The 15,532-nt window shown below is 56.9% G+C and carries 22 protein-coding genes; 5 read left to right on the top strand and 17 right to left on the bottom strand.

Annotated features, from left to right (window positions below; translation table 11 throughout):
- Nucleotides 1-32 precede the first annotated feature (32 nt).
- Nucleotides 33-335, bottom strand: a complete 303-nt coding sequence (traL, locus tag RCF31_RS25425; RefSeq protein ID WP_416414451.1) for a type IV conjugative transfer system protein TraL — start codon at nucleotides 333-335, stop codon at nucleotides 33-35.
- A gap of 7 nt (nucleotides 336-342) precedes the next feature.
- Nucleotides 343-738, bottom strand: a complete 396-nt coding sequence (locus tag RCF31_RS25420; protein WP_299455874.1) for a conjugal transfer protein TraA — start codon at nucleotides 736-738, stop codon at nucleotides 343-345.
- A 122-nt stretch (nucleotides 739-860) separates the two neighbouring features.
- Here RCF31_RS25420 and RCF31_RS25415 point away from each other — a divergent pair, with 122 nt between their 5' ends.
- Complete coding sequence (locus RCF31_RS25415; protein ID WP_416414450.1) at nucleotides 861-1,568, top strand: hypothetical protein; 708 nt, start codon at nucleotides 861-863, stop codon at nucleotides 1,566-1,568.
- Nucleotides 1,569-2,092: 524 nt separating this feature from the next.
- Here RCF31_RS25415 and RCF31_RS25410 read toward each other — a convergent pair.
- Complete coding sequence (locus tag RCF31_RS25410; RefSeq protein ID WP_416414540.1) at nucleotides 2,093-2,485, bottom strand: conjugal transfer protein; 393 nt, start codon at nucleotides 2,483-2,485, stop codon at nucleotides 2,093-2,095.
- A 793-nt stretch (nucleotides 2,486-3,278) separates the two neighbouring features.
- On the opposite strand from RCF31_RS25410, the gene RCF31_RS25405 reads away from it, so the two are divergent.
- Nucleotides 3,279-3,812 (top strand): lytic transglycosylase domain-containing protein, encoded by a 534-nt coding sequence (locus RCF31_RS25405; protein ID WP_416414449.1) that lies wholly within the window; start codon nucleotides 3,279-3,281, stop codon nucleotides 3,810-3,812.
- A 22-nt stretch (nucleotides 3,813-3,834) separates the two neighbouring features.
- Here RCF31_RS25405 and RCF31_RS25400 read toward each other — a convergent pair whose 3' ends face one another.
- Together RCF31_RS25400 and RCF31_RS25395 are read right to left on the bottom strand one after the other, a co-directional pair.
- Nucleotides 3,835-4,656 (bottom strand): DUF932 domain-containing protein, encoded by an 822-nt coding sequence (locus tag RCF31_RS25400; RefSeq protein ID WP_416414448.1) that lies wholly within the window; start codon nucleotides 4,654-4,656, stop codon nucleotides 3,835-3,837.
- Nucleotides 4,657-4,712: 56 nt separating this feature from the next.
- Nucleotides 4,713-5,024: a hypothetical protein gene (locus RCF31_RS25395; RefSeq protein WP_416414447.1), complete on the bottom strand. Its 312-nt coding sequence runs from the start codon at nucleotides 5,022-5,024 to the stop codon at nucleotides 4,713-4,715.
- Nucleotides 5,025-5,263: 239 nt separating this feature from the next.
- Here RCF31_RS25395 and RCF31_RS25390 point away from each other — a divergent pair, with 239 nt between their 5' ends.
- Nucleotides 5,264-5,458, top strand: a complete 195-nt coding sequence (locus RCF31_RS25390) for a hypothetical protein (protein WP_416414446.1) — start codon at nucleotides 5,264-5,266, stop codon at nucleotides 5,456-5,458.
- Nucleotides 5,459-5,663: 205 nt separating this feature from the next.
- On the opposite strand, the gene RCF31_RS25385 is transcribed toward RCF31_RS25390, so the two are convergent.
- From RCF31_RS25385 to RCF31_RS25335, 11 genes are all read right to left on the bottom strand, one after another.
- On the bottom strand, nucleotides 5,664-5,990 hold the full coding sequence (locus tag RCF31_RS25385; protein WP_416414444.1) for a hypothetical protein: 327 nt from the start codon (nucleotides 5,988-5,990) through the stop codon (nucleotides 5,664-5,666).
- Nucleotides 5,991-6,080: 90 nt separating this feature from the next.
- Nucleotides 6,081-6,650 carry a hypothetical protein gene (locus RCF31_RS25380; RefSeq protein ID WP_416414443.1) on the bottom strand — a complete coding sequence of 190 codons (570 nt, stop codon included), beginning with the start codon at nucleotides 6,648-6,650 and terminating at the stop codon, nucleotides 6,081-6,083.
- Between the two features lie 229 nt (nucleotides 6,651-6,879).
- The gene (locus tag RCF31_RS25375) at nucleotides 6,880-7,248 is read right to left on the bottom strand and encodes a hypothetical protein (protein ID WP_416414442.1); all 369 of its coding nucleotides are present in this window, start codon (nucleotides 7,246-7,248) and stop codon (nucleotides 6,880-6,882) included.
- Between the two features lie 41 nt (nucleotides 7,249-7,289).
- Entirely contained in the window at nucleotides 7,290-8,063 is a 774-nt protein-coding gene (locus tag RCF31_RS25370) for a hypothetical protein (protein ID WP_416414441.1), read from the bottom strand.
- A gap of 702 nt (nucleotides 8,064-8,765) precedes the next feature.
- Nucleotides 8,766-9,155, bottom strand: a complete 390-nt coding sequence (locus tag RCF31_RS25365; protein ID WP_416414440.1) for a DUF1380 family protein — start codon at nucleotides 9,153-9,155, stop codon at nucleotides 8,766-8,768.
- 44 nt (nucleotides 9,156-9,199) lie between these two features.
- Nucleotides 9,200-9,637 (bottom strand): antirestriction protein, encoded by a 438-nt coding sequence (locus RCF31_RS25360; protein ID WP_416414438.1) that lies wholly within the window; start codon nucleotides 9,635-9,637, stop codon nucleotides 9,200-9,202.
- Between the two features lie 457 nt (nucleotides 9,638-10,094).
- Nucleotides 10,095-10,334, bottom strand: coding sequence for a hypothetical protein (locus RCF31_RS25355; protein WP_013512854.1), 240 nt, complete (start codon nucleotides 10,332-10,334; stop codon nucleotides 10,095-10,097).
- 15 nt (nucleotides 10,335-10,349) lie between these two features.
- Nucleotides 10,350-10,994 (bottom strand): DNA methyltransferase, encoded by a 645-nt coding sequence (locus RCF31_RS25350; RefSeq protein ID WP_416414436.1) that lies wholly within the window; start codon nucleotides 10,992-10,994, stop codon nucleotides 10,350-10,352.
- Nucleotides 10,995-11,321: 327 nt separating this feature from the next.
- Nucleotides 11,322-11,660, bottom strand: a complete 339-nt coding sequence (locus RCF31_RS25345; RefSeq protein ID WP_416414434.1) for a hypothetical protein — start codon at nucleotides 11,658-11,660, stop codon at nucleotides 11,322-11,324.
- Nucleotides 11,657-11,905: a hypothetical protein gene (locus RCF31_RS25340; protein WP_416414433.1), complete on the bottom strand. Its 249-nt coding sequence runs from the start codon at nucleotides 11,903-11,905 to the stop codon at nucleotides 11,657-11,659. Before RCF31_RS25340 ends, RCF31_RS25345 begins: the two co-directional genes overlap by 4 nt.
- 35 nt (nucleotides 11,906-11,940) lie before the next feature.
- Nucleotides 11,941-12,390 carry a hypothetical protein gene (locus tag RCF31_RS25335; RefSeq protein ID WP_416414431.1) on the bottom strand — a complete coding sequence of 150 codons (450 nt, stop codon included), beginning with the start codon at nucleotides 12,388-12,390 and terminating at the stop codon, nucleotides 11,941-11,943.
- A 1,469-nt stretch (nucleotides 12,391-13,859) separates the two neighbouring features.
- Between RCF31_RS25335 and umuD the strand changes: the two genes are divergently transcribed.
- A complete protein-coding gene (gene umuD / locus RCF31_RS25330) occupies nucleotides 13,860-14,282 on the top strand; it encodes a translesion error-prone DNA polymerase V autoproteolytic subunit (protein ID WP_416414539.1) in 423 nt (140 codons plus the stop codon).
- Nucleotides 14,282-14,413 (top strand): hypothetical protein, encoded by a 132-nt coding sequence (locus tag RCF31_RS25325; RefSeq protein ID WP_416414561.1) that lies wholly within the window; start codon nucleotides 14,282-14,284, stop codon nucleotides 14,411-14,413. Before umuD ends, RCF31_RS25325 begins: the two co-directional genes overlap by 1 nt.
- A 105-nt stretch (nucleotides 14,414-14,518) precedes the next feature.
- Here RCF31_RS25325 and lpxP read toward each other — a convergent pair whose 3' ends face one another.
- Nucleotides 14,519-15,427, bottom strand: a complete 909-nt coding sequence (gene lpxP, locus RCF31_RS25320; protein ID WP_416414430.1) for a kdo(2)-lipid IV(A) palmitoleoyltransferase — start codon at nucleotides 15,425-15,427, stop codon at nucleotides 14,519-14,521.
- Between the last annotated feature and the right edge of the window lie 105 nt (nucleotides 15,428-15,532).

The raw sequence follows: 15,532 nt of genomic DNA, 5'->3' as shown, positions 1-15,532 counted from the left end.
GAAATAAGCGCCACCCGGAGGTGGCGCGCGGGTTACTGCATCCAGTGCCGGTTGCCTGAGTCGGGCACCCGCCGGAACTGCAGCCGGAGCAGCGCGGTTGGCAGATACCAGTAAAGAAGGTTCATGAGCCACCAGGTGCCCTGCCCCTTCTTGAGGTAGCGGATTAACAGCCAGAGCGCGCCCGCCACAATCAGCATCACGATGAAGATGTCGCAGAGCAGGCCGATACCGGCGCACGCAACGATGACAAAGGCCTCCTCAGGCGGGAGTCCGAGCACGCGTTTCTGCAGATTGAGGGTTTCCGGGAACTGGTACTGAAAGGTTTCCCTGTCCATGACAGGGTTAACCGGCGATGGCGAAGAGGGTGCGGGTTACAACGACAAGGAACACAAGGCCACCGACAAACACCATCGGGTTACGGGATTTAATGTAGAGGTAGATAGACAGCAGGACTTCACCGATATAAAACCCCCACTCCAGCGTACTGCCGTGACCGAACGTATCCTGCGCGTCCTGTTTCTGACTTGCCAGCATGTCCTCGGCGCGAACCAGGTGCGGCAGCGCGAAGCAGAGGAGTGCCAGACCAATCAGCGTCAGATTAACGCGGTGACGGTACAGAGAGCCGGCACTGCGTTTGAGCGTACCGATGAAGCCGGACATTGACCGGCCCCTGGAGACCGGGCAGGCTTCCGCAGCCCCCGCCCCCGCCAGAGCAGGTTTGCCTGAGACAACTTTCATAAAAAAATCCTCGGATTGAGTTAAGGGAACGTCATTGCGCGTAAACAGACGTAACGCACCGTAAGTCTACATTTTCTCAAAAAAAAAAAATCTGTGATGCATATCACATTTTTAAGAGGTAATTGATAATTTTTAGGATTATTCCCGGAAGAGAGGGCTGTAGGCTTTGTGCTAACTCAGGGCATGCCTCGCAGGGAGGTACAAAAACAATGAAAGTCAAAGAGAAGCTGGGCGACGGGCGTGGACGTCCGCGTAAATATGCACAGGGGGAGATGCAGTACCGCAAGCTGTGGCTGCCGGAAAATCTGCTGATGGAACTGCGCGTGGCAGCGCGCGTCCGCCGGTACACCACCAATGACGAAATCATCAGCCGCCTCGTGGCCTCAATGCGTTTTACGCCGCGCAGGCCGGTGATTAAAACCGGACAGGGGCAGCGTCTGGTCGCTCTGGCTCGATTATTTGATGAGTTCCTGCAGGAAAAACTCGAAATCATCCGGCAGGAGTACGCCGGGCAGGAAAATAATGATGATGCGAACAAAAAAACATTTGTCCCCGGAAAAAACCGGGCATTCAGCAGCAGCTTTCCGGTTAATTTACGCCGCGATATGGATATCAGCGCAAGGTTTAATCAGCGCAGCGTCAATCAGGAGATTATGGAGCGTCTGCTGGGTTCGCTGAATTACTTCACGGAGCAGCAGTTGCCTGAAAGTGAGGAAGTTCACCGCCTGCGTGAGCTGGCCATTCTTTTTGATGAATTTATTTCGGAGAAAGTCGCTGCAGCCGAAAATCCGCTGACGCAAAAGCCGGAAGATGAGAAAAAACAGTCCTGACAGACAGAATTCAGACCGGGCAGGATGCCCGGTTAGCATATTTTACCTGGCCGGAAAAAATCACTGGTATCATCGCATAAAATACTCACCTAAGTCTGACCATCCCTTTGCACCCCTTCCTGAATTCAGGATTATCATTCGCCAGACCGCGTCCCTTACACAGGTAAAATCATCCACCTCACGTCAGTGATTAATTCACCCCTCATGCAGGAGGTAAAATACTTTCACTCCGTGTTCTCGGTAAGTGTGAAAAATCACGGTGGAATAACACCTGTATGAAATATAACGAAATCCCCCGGAGTGCCTGAAGACCCCGGTGGACAGCGTGAGCGCTGCCATAACAGACTGACAGGGGCAGCCTCTTATTAAGAGGCTTATGATTTTTTGGGCGTCTCTTTCCTCTGGCAGCAGCAGAACCATCAGAGATTACGGGAGAAGAGTGATGACAGGATTTATACGCCGGAACAGAAATAACAAAAATACTGTCACGGAAACAGCCACGCAGGTAAATTTCCGTGAGCAGATTACTGTTCCTCAGAGAGGAAATGTTTACTTTCTGCCTTATCCTCTGCGGCATGCATTCCTGACAGGTTACTGTCAATAATTCCCTCCAGCCCGCTTTCCACATCCTCACCCCGCATGCGCAGATACATTTCAGAAAGCATCGCCATCATGATGCTGATACCCTCACGACTCCCTGACACCTTACGAATTAAATCCCGGTTAAAACCATCAAGGTCAAATTTACTCCCTTCACCCTGATGTTTTTTAACCATCAGTCCGATACCGACCAGTTCATTGACCACGGAAGAGAAGTTCACATCGCCGTGCGTCGCGCCATTCTGTATCTCAATTTGCACCAGGTCCTGAACTTCCCTTTCGGTTTTCTCTTTAAAGTAAATATTTCTTCTGGCCATGCCATTATCCTTACTGCCTGAGCAGGGTATTACCTGCACAGTGACTGATGAATATTTCTGTTTTTTCACTTCCGGGACAGCTTGCGGAATACGTAAAATCACTATGTTGCTTTTTTTATTATTCTGTCGGAAGTCACTGTGTGTCAATCCGGCACTGTGCATTAATTTTCCGGGGTGTGTTAATCCGGCACTGCACACGGTTTATATGTGTGTTAATCCGGCACTGTAACCCGTTTTTATGTGTGTTAATCCGGCACTGCACCCCGTTTTTATGTGTGTTAATCCGGCACTGCACCTCGTTTTTATGTGTGTTGATCCGGCACTACTGACGCAAAAATCATGCATAACACACTGATTTAAATACATAGCCACAATTAACACACCATACAGTGCCGTTTGCAGTGCCGGATTAACACACAATCAGGCACTGTATCAGCACACAATCCGGCACTGCATTAACACACAATACGGCACTGTAAAGTGTGTTAATTAACACACCTTTCTTCTGATACAAGCCAGATGCGGCAAATAATCACAAGTAACATCATGTTTTAAAAACAAAAAACTGCAAGATGAAATCTTGCGTGGGGTGTGATGTGAGTAACCCTGTAAAAGCGGCTTGTGAAATAACCCCCTTCCCGCTGTTTTAAATAATCCGACATGGCCGTAAGAAGGTCACGCAGAGCGCCCCGTGCGCGTCTGTAACGAATTATCTTGCGCCGGATTACCTGAGAGGGTATTTTTCACGCAAACGCCCTCAGCGCATTATGCGCGTTATGATGAGATTATTTTTATGAAATGGTTTGCCTGTGCAGGCTTTGCCGCAATATTCAGCGTGCAGGCTGCACCAGAAATGTGTTTCACAAAGGCCGGGGAAGATTTCGGTATTGATCCGCGCCTGCTGATGGCACATTCAATACAGGAGTCGCGCATGCGTAACAATGCGCTGAATACCAAAAGCAGCGGGGGAACGCATGACGTCTGCAACATGCAGATTAACAGCTCTCATTTTGATCAGCTGAAAAAGTTTGATATTACTCGGGAAAGGCTTCTGAAAGATCCGTGCATCTGCATTTATACCGGCGCGTGGATCGAGGCGCGCAATTTCAGGCAGTACGGCAGAAACTGGGACAGCGTCGGGATGTATAATACCGGCCCCAGACCGAAGCTCATAAAACAGCGCCGTGAGTATGCGGAAATAATTAAAAGTATATATCGCGTGCTTATCGCCCGCGATGAGGTTTATGCTGCCATGATACAGCATAATAAAAAAACGCCTGCGCCGGAAACCTTTATCAGCGCAGACGTTGACACCCCCATAAAATAACTCCTCGCACCGTGGTTAATCGCTACGCTTTGAGTTTTGCGAACTCCTCCGCCATTTTCCACAGCGCCTGATTAAGTTTTATATCGCCATCAATGCCCGTCACCGGTCGGGTAGTGGTTCTTTTTCCTTTCGCCGTTCTGCCGGAGACGCCACCTTTGATCAGATTCTCCTGCACGATATTAAATGCAGTCCACAAATCAGTGCCTTTGTCATACCAGGCGCGCGGCTTAATAATACGCTCTGCCGTGACTGGCGACTCTTTACCGTCATATTTATACTCCAGAGCCAGCTGCCCCAGCAGGCGGCGTTCTTCACTGTTTACCTGAATGGATTTCATTGTGTCGATGTTATTTTCGACCTTATCGAATACGCCCAGCACCTCATAAGCACCCTCAATCACCTGCGACACAACATCACCTTTGTGCGGCACGCTGATTTCGCCAAATGATTTCCAGCACACCAGTCCGTTGCTGCACACCTGGCGGAAAATACCGGGGATCATTTTATAACTGCTTGAGCCATCGTGACTGTTCAGTAAAACAATTTCAGGGACTTCGGCACCGGACAGATTATTTCCCCGGCGCAGGCGGATCATGTGTTTGGTAAAGTCACGGCGCTCCGGGTCGCGCACGCGTGACTGACTGGCGTAATAAGGCTGGAAACCTTCGTCGCGCAGTTTATCCAGCAGGGTGATGGTTGGAATATACGTATATCGGTCAGATCGTGAGTCGTGTTTTTCAGCGGAAAAGGCGCTCGGCACGACGCGCATCAGCTCATCATTGGTCAGTGGATTATTTTTACGGACAGACGTGGGGGCGGCGTAGCGGGTGGCAAAACGGACCATAATAAAATTCCTTATATTGAGAAAGACGGTCAAATCAACGTGTTTTCTGGCCGGGATCATTCCCCGGCGGCAGCGGCGTAATACTCCCGGACGACCACAAATCCGGTGTCATATTCCTGGACGGCCACGGGATACCCTTTGTGGACGTAAATTTTCAGGGCTTCCGGCTCCGGGGTAGGCTCCTCAATGAGCGTCATCCCGGCCAGTACGGCCCAGTGCACGCCCGCCACGCCGGTAAACTCACCGTTTGCACGGATCCAGAGGTACAGGTCCGCAAACTGAGCCGGACTCAGGTCGCGGTTTTCCTGTCCCTTCCCCCGTGTTTCGGTAGATTCTGAAGCGGCGGTGTTGACGTTCTGTGTGTTCATGCTGGTTTCCTCTTATCGGTTGCTTTAACCCTGTTTCGGTGAGTTCCTCGCGGCGAAGGGCAGAGTAGCGACGGGCGAGGGATGCACGAAGGGCGTCACCGGAGGCCGCAGCGCAAGCGAGCAGAGCGAGTGCGAACGGGCGAGGAACGGCGAAGCGTACCCTTCAGGGCAGACGGAGAACGGTGCTACGAACAGCCCTCCGCGGGGAGCTCACCGGAACAGGCTGCACGACCGGGGAGATGAGCAGGAACACACCCGACACGACGGAACGGCGTGGCGGCATTAAAGGGCGCAGCGCGCCCGGTGAATGCACCGGCGACAGCCGGTTGCAGCCACTGACCTTCGCCATCAGACCCTGGCCGGGAGGCCCGGAACACGCCCCCGCGTGGTCCGGTGGAGCTTACCGGCTCTGCCGGTTAGCGGAGCGGGGCTGACGACCCGGCACCGCCGGGGAGCCGTCAGGGGGCCATGCCCTTTTCTTCTGTGGTTCTGGTGCGGAAAATGCCTGAAGACAACCGGCGAAAAAGCACAACGTGAGGAAAAGCAGCAGGAGGAAAACGCGAACACTGCACGGGGCGGACGCAGAAGGAGGAAGCAGTCCGGTGCGTCAGCACCGGGCCGCTCCTGCTTTTACCACCCTTATTCTTCGTTTTCCGTCTCCGCATCGTGGTGCAGCCGGGCAGTCGCCAGCAGGCCATCAAACGCCATTCCGCCGCTGTTACACAGGTGCATCAGGTCAGCCAGCAGGTCCGTGACGGCGGTCTCTGCCGGTTCCCCGTCAGCATCGGGGCCGGTCCTTTCCGCGAAGGTCACGAGTGCAGCCGCCGCGGCGCTGATACGCTCAGTGTTACCGGTGTCGAAAGGCAGAATCCCGTCCCCGTCACCGGCCAGTGTGACCAGGTCGGCAAAACAGAGGTCCTGAGAAACAGGATGGCAGGCAGCTGCTACAGTAACAAGTGAAGACATGGATGCTTCTCCGAGGTTAAGGTGAGGTTGTTGGTTTTACCGGACCGGCAACGGAAACGGGCAGGGGCACACCCCCCTGCCTTTTTTCCGTCAGACGATAATTTTCCGGTTACAGATAACTTTCCAGTCGGTACAGGACGGGTTGTCCCGCAACGGCGTCAGACTGACCACGTTCTCCGCCACGCCGTTCATCACCAGAATGCGCTCAATGCCCGCAAACCAGTCCTCATCCGGGCGCACCGGAAACCACAGGTTGCTGTTGATGCCGCTCAGCAGCGGATCGTTACAGAAGTGCACGCCCCGCCCCTGTCGCGTTTCACACCCCGTGACGATAAGCTCCATGCGCACCCCCACCGTGACGGCGCTGCGCGCCAGCTGCTCCGCGACGTCGTTCCAGCACCACTCTGCCGAATCCGGCACCGGCAGCTCCATGCAGCGCAGGAATTTCTCCCCTGCCCGTGCCGCCCGCTGTGCCAGACCGAGCACTGAAGGTTCGCCGCTGGCGGCGTCCGCGCCGTCCAGCCAGTGCCCGTTGTGGAAAAAGGCCTCATCCCCGTTATCAAGGCGGATAAAACAGTATGCACCCATCACGCGGGCGATATCGGCCTGTGCGACCGGCGTCAGCGCTGATGCCGTATTCAGAAGGGTTTCCGTACTCATGCTTTTGCCTCCATCATTGTGTGTACAGCCTGCATAAACTGCGGCCACTGCCGGAATGGCATGGGACGCATGGTGGCCCTGCGGCCATTTCTGAGGCCATTTACAAACGCCTCTGCCTGTGACAGGATTTGCGGGTCAGAATTCATAACAACTCTCCAGAGATTGATTTTGACGGGTCGCCAGATGCGAACTGGCGACCGTGGAAGAAGCAGGCAGACGCCTGCTTTTTTTACGCCTGTGTTCTGCCGGACGCGCCGTCACTGATTTCACTGAGACGCCCGGCCAGCCAGCCGCTGGCCCGCCCCCACGCCACCTCTCCCGCCAGTCCGAATCGCTCATGCACGATATGACTCGCCAGTATCCAGGCCCGGAATGATGCCAGCGGCAGCACATCGCCGGTCGCGGTGTCAGCAACCACCTGCGCAAGGTTACGCAGCACGGACCAGAGCAGTGCATGCTGTTCGATGACGCTCAGGTGCTGCGTGCACAGTGCGGTCAGTTCGGCAAGACTGTCGGCCAGCTCCGGCGACAGACCGGCAAAGGGTGTGAGTTTTCCCGGCAGGGACGTGTCTGTACTGTCTGCGTGATGTGTCTTCATGGTTATCTCCCGATCCGGCAGCCAGGCTGCCGGATAAATAATCAGGCAATATCAGCCACATACATGGCATACCCTGCCATCAGTAACAGCGCCAGGTGAGAACGCCCCGCACTCCACGCGGCTTCACCGGTTTCTCCGAATAATTTCATGGCAAGCTGACCGGCGCAGTTCCAGGCTGACAGGGAGGAAAACGGCACCACCGGACGCGGACGGGTCCAGTCCGTTACCGTGTTGCAGACGCGATCCGCGATATTCCGAATCGTGCCGTTCAGCAGCTCCTCCCGTTCCATTTCGTCCATTTCTCTCGTGCTGAGTTTGGCCAGACAGGCCAGATCGTTGCGCAGTGCCTGACTGAGGCCCGGTATTTCCGGCACGTCAGCAGACACCGGAGCGACTGTTGTCATACTCCGGAGAGTCCGCGCCTTCTTTTCTGCCGATGCGGCCTGAAACACCGCCAGTTCCGGCAGGCTTTCCGGGTATTCCTCATCCCACAGATATGACAGCTTCATACCCTGTGCCAGAGACTCTACGGAGCGGACCATGTCATACACCGTAGGCGTGGTGATCCCGCCCATGTCTGCCAGCTCTGTCACCAGGTGAGCGGCTTCCTGGGGTGCGCAAATTTCATCGTTATAATCCCGTGAATCAATACCGAGACGTTCAAAGGCGCGGTACATCATCAAATCGCCTTCCGTTTTTGCGAGACGGATGAGCGCACTGGTTTTGCGGGAAATAAAGGTGATGGAAGGGTTGTTCACCCATGTTTTGGGAGATTCTGGCGTGGCGGTGTTGACGTTGACGTTCTGTGTGTTCATGGCACTTCTCCTGTTCCGGTGTGTAGTCATGTTTCGGTCGATCCAGTCGCGGCGAAGGGCAAAGTAGCACCGGCAGTGAACGGAGAAAGGGAGCCCCCGCAAGCCGCAGCGCAAGCGAGCAGAGCGAGTGCGAACGGGTGAGGAGGCAGCGAAGCGGTGCGCTTTCGGGAGTGAATCGACTGTGCTACGGAAAGCCCTCCGCGAGTGGCGACCGGGACATGCTCTCCGGACGGGCAGACGGGCAGGAACACACCCGACACGACGGAACGGCGTGGCGGCATTAAAGGGCGCAGCGCGCCCGGTGAATGCACCGGCGACAGCCGGTTGCAGCCACTGACCTTCGCCATCAGACCCTGGCCGGGAGGCCCGGAACACGCCCCCGCGTGGTCCGGTGGAGCTTACCGGCTCTGCCGGTTAGCGGAGCGGGGCTGACGACCCGGCACCGCCGGGGAGCCGTCAGGGGGCCCGGCTTCAGTTCCTGTTTTTCAGGCCGTTTCTGCATAAAAAACGGCAAAACCGCACCAGCAGGACAAAAACCTGCATCCGGTCCCGGCAGCCGCCCCGGATTTCAGTGATGTTCTGCTTCAGCGTAAAGATGAGACGTGCGGAAGGCGCGCCGCAGGCGCGGGCTCTCCGCACTGCCGCGCAGCGGCAGGGTTTTCCGGCGGCCTCCCCGCAGGAACGGTTCCCTGCCCGCCGCTGTCATTTCCGCAGCGCTTCCTGCGCCAGCCCGACGGCCTGACGGATGCCGTCAGCGTCTTCACCCCCGGATACCAGCCACCGGCCCGCGCTGTTCAGCAGCATCTCCAGGCTGTCAGCGGGCAGGCTCACCATGCGGGTACGGTGCGCTTCCGCCCGCCAGTTTCTCACCATTTCGCGCACCGCCTGCCGGTCAATACCGGTGTCGTGGTGCTCCCGGTGCGCGGCGATATCCGCCAGGACAATTTCCGCTTCGTCGTCCGTCGTGCCCATTCCCTCCGCGCAGTGATGCACGTCCTCAGCCGTCCAGATCAGCGCCGTCAGGCGCATGTCCGGGCCGTAATCACGCAGCAGCCACGCACAGATTTCATTCACATTACCGTGTCCGGTCATCGCGATATCTCCTCTGCGGGGCGGCACCGCCGCCCCGGCTGTTATCAGTCCAGGGCGCGGAAAATCGTGGCCGCTTCCGGGTGGGTTTCTGCATACACCATCAGCTGGCGGTGGCGCAGGCAGTAATGACGGCACAGTTCTTCCTCATCGTGCCGGTCATACATCCAGCTGCGGTGGTTCAGCACCAGCGCCGTGATGATGATCCCCGCCGCCTCGCTGCTTACAGTCATATCACTGCCGTTATCCGGGTTCACAAAGCGCCAGCCTTCATCCGTGGTGGGCTTCATAAAGCCGCCGCTGTCCGGCAGCAGCGCAAAGTCCCACACAGCCCCGTCATATCCCTCCAGGTAACGCCCGGCGTACAGATACACGTTATATTCAGCACGAAAGAAATCGTCGCCGAACAGGGCGGGCAGAAAACGCAGGCGCACGTAGCCGTCGAGGACGCGCGCGGGCTCAAAGTCGGGGGTGGCTGTATTCATCAGAAAATCTCCGCAGTCAGGGTGGTTAACAGTTCCGGCCAGTGCCGTGACTGAATGACAGCCCGACGGATTGCGGAGTGATCAAGAGCGACGACGAGGCCGCAGCGCAAGCGAGCAGAGAGGGGATTACGCACGGTGCTGACGCGAAAACTGAGCGACAGCACGACGGGAGTAAGCGCCACGGCGCGAGTGCGAACGGGCGAGGAGACGAGCGAAGCGGTCTCTTGAACACGCAGCGGCCGGGCTAAAGTGAAGTCACGGCACCGGCCGCAGACAGCACGGTTTTATTTCCCCGCCGCAGGCGGCATCAATGAGGCGCGCAGCAACATCCTTAATGCCTTGTCCACATCCGGGGTGCATATCCGCCCCGGAATCCTGTGGATAAAAACGGCCCTGCCTCTGAGCATCAGCCCTCCTGGTGCGTGGTCACTTTTTAACCACACACCGGTATACTCAGTCATCCCCGCAGGCAGGACCGCAGCCGGGCCGCCCGGCGGGAGGCGTCCGTCAGCACCCGGTGAATATCCTCCACCGCCAGCATGGTCAGGCGCAGGTCCGCGCTGTCACTGTCGCGCGGGCAATACTGGCGCATCGCATGGATGCGCAGAAACAGCTCTGTCAGGGTATCGTCAATGTCGGCCACGTCTTCCGCCAGGCGGTCACGGGCGCGCTGCTGCTGATTATCTGTGCTCATCATAATGATTCTTCTCCGTCAGGCCGCGCGCGCGGCACGCTGTTCACCGAGGCGACGCAGGGCCGCCGCGTGGTACTGCTCCATCAGCTCGATGCCAATCCAGCGGCGCCCGCACTGGTCCGCCGCGACGCACGTTGAGCCGCTGCCGGCGAAAGGGTCCAGAACCAGGTCACCGGGCTGTGTGAAGCTCTCAATCAGCGGCCGCAGGATGCTGACCGGTTTTTCCGTCGGGTGGCGGCGGTTGCCGGTGTACTGCCAGGGCATCACGTCCGGCAGCGGATTACGCGGCAGCGCCGGGCGCCCTTTGGCCAGCACATATGCACTTTCGTGCTGGTAGCCGACAAAGGCGGACTTTGAAGCATAGGGCTTGGTGAAAACGAGGTGGCCGACGACGCGGAACCCCGCGGTCTTCCAGGCCTGCATAAAGGTATCCACCCGGTTCCAGCCGTAGAAGCTCACCGCCAGGCTGTTGTTTTTCAGCACGCGGTACATCTGACGGCTCGCCGGCAGCACCCACTCATCATTCACGTCGTTGGCAATTGAGCGCCCGGAACGGTCCTTAAAACCGACGAGGTAAGGCGGGTCGGTCAATATAAAATCGATGCTGTTATCGGGGAATCCGGACATAATCTGTACGCTGTCGCCCTGCATGAATCGGGACATGTTCTGCTCCTCTGTGTGAAGGGGCACCCCTCTGGTGCCGTGGCCTCCACACAGCCGGGCGAACAGCGGAGCAAACAGGGGCGGACGCGCAAGCCGCACGCGCCGCCGGAGCGGACTGAATGTCCCGCGCACGGCGGGGAACGGGTGAGCTGTCCGGCGACAGCTTACCTTGTTTGCGAGGCCGCCCGGCTACCGTGAGGGCACGGCACTTCAGGCCCGCCGTTTTCCGGCCACAGGACGGAAGACGGCATGAAAGCGGAGCGCAGCGACATCATTATCCTTTACGTGAAAAGCGCCGCCCTGCCGGGCGGCCACCTTATATCGTCTTCAGCTGCGGAAGTCCTGCCACCGGTTACCCTGTTCGTCCTGCACCACCGGGTCGTCCGGCGTGCCGGTCACGAACCACCTGTCCAGAAATTTCAGCCCGGAGAGGGTCTCCCTCTCCGCATCACTGAGCAGGAGGATGGTGCTGAGCCACGCACTGCCATGCAGGTATGTCCAGTAGCAGCCCTCTGCGCTGACCGGGCGCTCACCCCGCCACCAGGTTTCCCCCATCAGTCCGCAGGCCGCCTCCGTCAGCGGCAGGTCTGTGCCCTGCAGCAGCAGATGGTGCTCATACTCCACACCGTCCCTTTCCGCCTGAAACGTCACCAGCCATGCGTTCATCCCTTCTCCTCCCGCTGTGCCAGAACGGTGTCGGCGCAGTGCCGCAGGAAGTACCAGCTGAGACTGATATCCGCATCCAGGCTGGCATCGGCCAGCGCCAGTGCCGTCCTGATCTCCTCCGGGGTCAGTTCCGGGGCGACGTCTTCAAAGTCATCCGCTGTCCAGATATGACCGACGCAGGGCGTGGCCGGGTCAAAACGCTGAAGGTGTGCGATCAAATCTGCAATGGTGATGTGTTTATTCATGCTCTTACCGGCGGGCCTGCGCCCGCTGCCTCCTGTCAGCCGCCGAAATGCGCCACGTTGTCCTGAATCCACGCCGGGCCGGTCACTTCCGGGCAGGCGTCCTCATCGTCCTCATTCGCGTCGCTCCACCCCAGCGAATCGCTGAAGCTCTCCGTCTGTACCCCACCGGCGTAACGGGCATAACCGCGGAAGTCGCAGCCCTGCTCCGCATACCAGTGCTCCACCGTCACATCGTTGTGCCCGTCGCGTCCCTCTCCTGCACATGACGGATAACCTTTTGTGCCGGTCAGCGCCGGATACGGCGCATAATGCGCCCCACCGTCAGGGCGAAGAACCCCGGCACACCCGGCCAGAAACAGCTGGACACCCTCCGCTGCCGCCCGCGCATACGACGGATAACCACCGCCCGCAAACAGCGCCCTCACCTGCCCGATATCTTCACTGCGGCCGCTCACGCGCAGCCGGTTACAGCACCAGTTCGGCATGTTCCTCTCCTCCGTTGATGGTTGCACGGCGCACTCTCACGCCGTGCCGCCACAGCAGCCGGGCGAAAAGCGGAGCAGGCAGGCGCTCCCGCGGAAGCCGCACGCGCCGCCGGAGCGGACTGAATGTCCCGCGCACGGCGGGGAACGGGTGAGCAGGTGACGGAGTGAACGCTCGACTGAGAAGCGGCCCGGCTAACGTGAAGGCACGGCGTGCCCCGGGTAGCCCGCGAAATCAGCTGAAAAAGTGAGGGGGTAACAGCAGGCGGCGTCAGGCGGGACGCCGCGCCGCGCAGAAGCGGAGCGCAGCGACGGCCTTCAGAAAACGGACAAAAAAAAGCCCGGGAGGTTAAACCGGGCGATGAAGCCATATCGACTCAGATGTCCGGTCTTCAGGCCGGCTCGATTAAAAAAGACCCCTGCGGCTGTCAGAGAGACCACAGGGGTAACGTGAGTGCATGAAGACTGCCATGCAATAGTGAGTAGCAGAAGAATAATAATTCAGTGGCGGGACAATGCAACCCTGTAACGAAATGTGGCTTAAGCAGGGAGCCTGCGCGGGCGCACAGTTTATTTAACCCCGGTGTTGGATGGATTAAAGAGCCCGCGCAGGCCTGTCAGAAATTATCACGCACCGGGCGGAATGACCACGCCGTTCAGTCCGTCCTGTCATCTGCAGCAGGCGCCTTCAGCTCCCACATGGCCTGCCGGATGAGCCAGAATCCTGGCGAGTGAAACACTCTGCCCAGCTGCTCAGCCAGCCCGGGCGTGACCGGAATTCGCCCCCCGAGAAAGGCCCACGCGTCGGCGTTATCCAGTCCCGTCCGGTGGCAGAACATTTCCACGGAAATGTCGTGCTCTGCCATAAGATAAGCAAGAAACCGCCCGGGAGAAGTGCACCCGTCCATACAGACCACAGAGTTTTTTCATTATTGTTACCGCCAGAATAAAACGCCGTCTCTGCTCTGCACAATAACTGACCGGAAATAATTACCCGCTCTTTCCGTCTGCCGGCAACGCTCGCCGCAGTCACGGCTGAGGCGTACCGCAGCGCCAGCGAGGAACGAACAGCCGTGGCGAGGAAGCGTCATATCATCGGGACCGGAGAGTGTCTGCTTACGCCCGGAACGGGCTGAAACTGCGGAAGTCATGGAAAAAGGCCCGGGCGAACCCGGGCAGGCAGAAAGTCCTGTGCTGAGGCTTCCCTGCCGCTACGTTGCTCACCGTGATTATAGTGTGGTTTCCGGCATAAGCAGCGGAGAAATAAAATTGCCTGCCGCGTCAGCCACATGGTTCACGCAGACGCCCCTCCCCTCCCCTGCCCTCTTGCGATCGCGGTAATTCGATCTGATACTGTATATATATACAGCCAAGGAAAGGTAAAAAACATGCCGCAGACTCACACCATTTCTCCGCCCTGTGACGCACAGGCGCTGGCTGCTGAGAGTGAAATTTTGCCTGTCCCGACGGGGATGACCCTGCTTCGTCCCGCAGAGCACAGAATTCAGCTGGGGATCCCCTTCTATGCCGACCTGTGTCCGGCCGGGTTCCCCAGCCCGGCCGCGGATTATGTTGAGTCCGAGCTCGACCTCAATGAACTCTGCATCCGGCGCCCGGCGGCCAGCTATTTTGTCCGGGCCAGCGGCAGCAGCATGGAAGATCTGGGGCTGTTCGACGGTGACGTCATGGTCGTTGACCGGGCAGAAGAAGCCTGCCAGGGCGATGTGGTGATCGCCGAGGTGAACGGGGAATTCACCGTCAAGCGCCTGCAGCTGCATCCGCGACTGGCGCTGCTGCCGATGAATCCGGCTTATCCCGTCATTTATCCGGAGACGCTGCAGCTGATGGGCGTGGTGACCTGGTTCTTCCACAGCACGCGCACGCGCCGGAGGTAATGATGCCGATGTTCGGACTGGCCGATGTGAACAGCTTTTATGCCAGCTGCGAGGCGCTGTTCAGGCCCGACCTGCGCGGTCAGGCCGTGGTGGCTCTCAGTAACAACGATCTGAGTGGTGAGAAACGTTAGTTAGTGAATACAAATACCCAGTAGACCATATAATTACACATCCCATTCTTAACAAATACACAGTGGCAGGCAAGATAGATTCTGGCTCATGACCAGTAGAATGATTCATTTGTATAAAGAGACTTCGCCTTCAGGACGCGTTTTAAACCTGCGGTGCATCCACAGGTATTGCTCAGGAGCACGGAGAATTTCACGCTCAATAATCTTGTTCATATAAGCAGCTGCGGCGACCTTGTCTCCCTCAGGAAAGCCCGACAACGGATTACTGATATACATGTGATAACCTTTTTTATCGCTCCGTCGAATCATGCTGAGTGTGATCAAATGTGCACCAGCGAGTTTTGAAAGTGTATACGTTCCGTTCGTCGTGGCTGCTTTCTTTACCGAGAAAAAAGGTACGAAAACGCTCCCCTTTGACCCATAATCCTGATCTGGTGCAAACCACACTGCTTCACCTGCCTTGAGCGCATGAACAAAGCCAGATAAATTACGTCGATTAATCATCGCCTTATTTGAACGCATACGCCCTTTTGTCTGAACCCATTCCATCAATGGATTATTGTGCGGGCGATACGTTGCCATCATGGGGTGACATAACCCCATAACTCTTCCGCACAATTCAAGGGACATGAAATGGATCCCGACAACCATTACCCCTCTGGTTGCACTGGTCAGGTTTTCAATCCCTTCGACATCAAACCATTTTTTGACTCTCACATCGCTCCAGAACCAGGCCATACCAGTCTCCATCAGCCCAAGCCCGAGAGAAATAAAGTTTTTATTGATCATCTGGCTTCGGGCAAGCGGGGTCATCTCGGGAAAACAGAGTTCGATATTTCTAATCGCAATTCCTTCCCGTCGTTTCAGAAAGGGCCTGGATATTTTTCCAAGACCAGAACCCAGAATATGTAAAACCGGGTAAGGAAGTTGAACGATAAGCCACAGCAGGCCCAAACCAGACCATGTAAGCCAGTAGCGGGGATGGAGTAAATTGTGAGTAAAAGACTGTGACATAAATTTCCTAAATGCTAATGAAGGTTATAACGCAAAAGGAAAATTTGTCTTTAGCGATACACTTCTTTTAGACAGTTTAAATCCATCTAAATTCAGAAAAAAATA

Origin of the sequence: Pantoea sp. App145 (assembly GCF_047947045.1) — a bacterium.
Lineage (GTDB): Bacteria > Pseudomonadota > Gammaproteobacteria > Enterobacterales > Enterobacteriaceae > Pantoea.
The sequence above is the reverse complement of the archived record's forward strand: the minus strand, read 5'-3'. Positions and strand labels throughout refer to the sequence as shown.